The organism is Roseicyclus sp., assembly GCF_052168335.1.
Taxonomy (GTDB): Bacteria; Pseudomonadota; Alphaproteobacteria; order Rhodobacterales; family Rhodobacteraceae; genus Roseibacterium.
This window is the reverse complement of record NZ_JBQLZP010000650.1, coordinates 1-2,915: the sequence shown is the minus strand read 5'-3', so window position 1 is coordinate 2,915 and position 2,915 is coordinate 1. Positions and strand designations below refer to the sequence as shown.

The window sequence follows — 2,915 nt, the reverse complement described above, 5'->3', positions numbered from 1 at the left end:
AAGCCGAGGGCGTGACCTCCACCCCCTGCGGCACGACCGACGACGTTCCGGGGTCCTGCGCCGCCTTGCGGGGATCGAGGACGCGCGCGGCCTCGCCCTCGGTCAGGTAGCGGTGCTGCGCATAGGCGGCGGGGATCTCCGTCTGGCCCATGAACACGGGCAGGAGCGGCGCCGCCACCGGGCCGACGGGGGCGTGCCACATCATGCGCAGCTCGGCGTGGCGCGGATGGACGAGGGGCACGACCTGCCCGTAGCCCGCCGTGTCGCCCGTCAGCACCTCGGTCGAGATCGCCCAGATCACGTCCGCCAGCGTGATGCGGCCGGGCCGCGCGGCGCGCGCCCGCATCTCCGCCTCGACCCAGGCCGCACCGGACCAGGGACCCTTGCCGTCGCCGTAGACGCGGTTCGCGTCGAAGGGGCCGGAGGCGGGATCGTGCCAGCCGAGCGCGGTGGCGGTCGGGATGAAGTGCGCGGGGTAGAGGAATCTGTCGTCCGGCTCGGGCGGGACGGTGCCGATCCAGCCCGGACGCGAGGCGCGGATGTCGGAGGCCCCGAGCCGCTCCGCCACCCAGAGGCCCTTGCCGCCGGAGAACTGGATGACGACCCAGGCCTCGTCGGGGTCGGCGAGGATGTGGGAATTGCCGCCATAGTCGGAATAGCCGTGCTCGGCGATCAGCGCGGCCATCAGGTCCACCCCCTCCCGCGCGGTCCGCGCGCGCCCGAGCAGGATGCGGGCGAGGTCGGAGTAGTTGGGCCCCCGCTGGTCGGGCGGCGTCATCGCGACGAGGTCGGGCCGCGAGGGCGACCAGATGTCCCGCACCGCGAGCCCGTGCTCGTTCAGCCCGCCATTGGTGATCGGCGCGGGCACGCCGAGATAGTGGCTGTAGCTGACGCGCATGTGGCGCGCGGTCTCGGGCGCCTCCGGGATCTCGCTGCGCAGGCCGGGCAAGGCGGCCTCGGGGCCGACGCCCACGGTGACGGTGGCTCCGGGCGGATGCTCCGCCCGCTCGACGATCTCGAGCCAGTGGGACGAGGGCTCGTCGCCATAGCCCGCGAGCCAGGCGTGGCCGTCGACCGCGAGGTCCCGCCCGATGTAGATCCCGTAGCTCATCGCCCTGCCCCGCCCGCGTCCGTCCGCCTCCCACTTAGGCCACGGCGCGCGGAGGGGCCACAGGCGCCGGGCTCAGGGTCGCGTCAGGCCCTGCCCCACATCGACCCGCTCGCCCAGGCTGACGATGCTGTCGTGCAGAAGCTGGAGCGCGTAGCTCGGGTTGTGTACCCAGGCCCCGCCGTCCTTCGCCACGACCTGGTAGTTGTAGGCCGCCATCAACAGGCGCGGCGTCCAGCTCGCGTAGCGGTTCGGGAAGGCCGCCTCCTCCGGGCTGATGGTGCCGTCCCCGTCGGTGTCGTTGAAGAAGTAGGGGAACCCGCCCGGCGCATAGCCGATGGGCGCGTCCACGACCTCGCGCGCATAGGCCTGGATCGCCTCGCCGAGGATCGCGTGCAGACCCGCGATCTCGTCCCGGATGCCGCCGCTGGTGACGCCGTCGCCGTCGAAGTCGGCATGGCGGGTGCGGATCGCGGTGATGTCGTTCACGCCCTGGTGGCAGGCGATGCAGCCCTCGGTCTCCACCTCGGTCGTGTGCGGCTCGTGGCAGGCGACGCAGGTGTTCGCGCTCGGGACATGGGTGAAGCGCCCGGCATAGGCGAGGCCCGGATACTGGAAGCCGCCCCGCACCTCGGCGCCGTGCATGACGGCGGCCGCGACGCCGTAATGCACGTTGATGAAGCCGAGATCGGGCACCACCGTGTCGAGGTCCATGCCTTCCGTCGCCGAGAGAACCCTGTCCGTCGAGGCGCGGCCCTGGTGGCACATGGTGCAGGTCGCCGAGGTGCCGAGCCCCGTCAGCGTCACGCCCGAGGGGAACGGCACCGCGTCGAGCGCCTCGGCCTCCGACACGTGGCAGGAGGCGCAGCCGATCACCGTGTTGATCGTGCCGGGATGTTCCACCGTCAGGGGCGCGCTTCCGTCCGCGCCGAGCCAGTCGAGCATCCCCGTCTCGGAATGGCAGGCGGCGCAAGCGGGCGGAACCTCGCCGTCCTCGTTCCAGTGGGTGAAGGAGGGCGAGCGGTAGTCGCCGTGCGGCCCCATCAGCCAGGCTTCCGTGACCTCGCTCAGGCTGAACTCCTCGGCGGCGAGCGGGGTGGCGGCCACCAAGACGGAGGCCGCGAGGCAGGCAAGGAACCGGGCTGTCGTCATGGCGGTCTCCCTCAAACCGGATGCGGGCGAGTGTTCCACGACCGCCGTGCGAGACCTTAATCCAGATCAAGGACGTGCCTACTATTCTTTATGGCAATCATCTGGAGTGAAAGGGAGGGCCGCATGAACGAGAACGGGACGCCACCACGCGACACCGGACCATCGCTGCGGCTGCCCGCGGGCGTCGTCGCGCTTCTCTACCCGGTCGTCTGCCTCGCGCCGCTGGTGCTCGCGGCCAGGCGGGATGTCGTCCCCACCGTCGGATGGGAGCTGGCGGCGGCCGGCCTCGGCCTCGTCGGGCTTGCGGCGATGGCGGTGCAATTCGTGACCTCGGGGCGGTTCGAGACCGTGTCGGGGCGCCTCGGCATCGACCGCGTCATGGCCTTCCACAAGACCGCCGCGTGGTGGGTGCTGCTCGCGATCCTGCTGCATCCCCTCGCCTACGTGGCGCCGACCTTCCTCGCCGACCCGGCCCTCGGGGTCGAGCGGCTCTGGGCCTACCACGTCCTGCCGCATTACCGCAGCGGGGTCGTCGCGCTTGCGGCGCTTCTCCTGCTGGTCGTCGGCTCGGCGCTGCGCAACCGCCTGCCGCTCAGCTACGAGACCTGGCGCGCGGCGCACCTGATCCTCGCGGCGGTGGCGCTCGGGGCGGGGC

General features: G+C 72.0%; 3 protein-coding genes. 1 reads left to right on the top strand and 2 read right to left on the bottom strand.

What is annotated here, in order from left to right:
- Both ACTS11_RS19830 and ACTS11_RS19825 read right to left on the bottom strand, forming a co-directional pair.
- The coding region (locus ACTS11_RS19830; protein WP_442642009.1) for a C69 family dipeptidase at positions 1-1,111 on the bottom strand (1,111 nt) is incomplete at its 3' end.
- Between the two features lie 72 nt (positions 1,112-1,183).
- Positions 1,184-2,260: a polyheme membrane-associated cytochrome C gene (locus ACTS11_RS19825; RefSeq protein WP_442642008.1), complete on the bottom strand. Its 1,077-nt coding sequence runs from the start codon at positions 2,258-2,260 to the stop codon at positions 1,184-1,186.
- Positions 2,261-2,383: 123 nt separating this feature from the next.
- Between ACTS11_RS19825 and ACTS11_RS19820 the strand changes: the two genes are divergently transcribed.
- The coding region (locus ACTS11_RS19820) for a ferric reductase-like transmembrane domain-containing protein (protein ID WP_442642007.1) at positions 2,384-2,915 on the top strand (532 nt) is incomplete at its 3' end.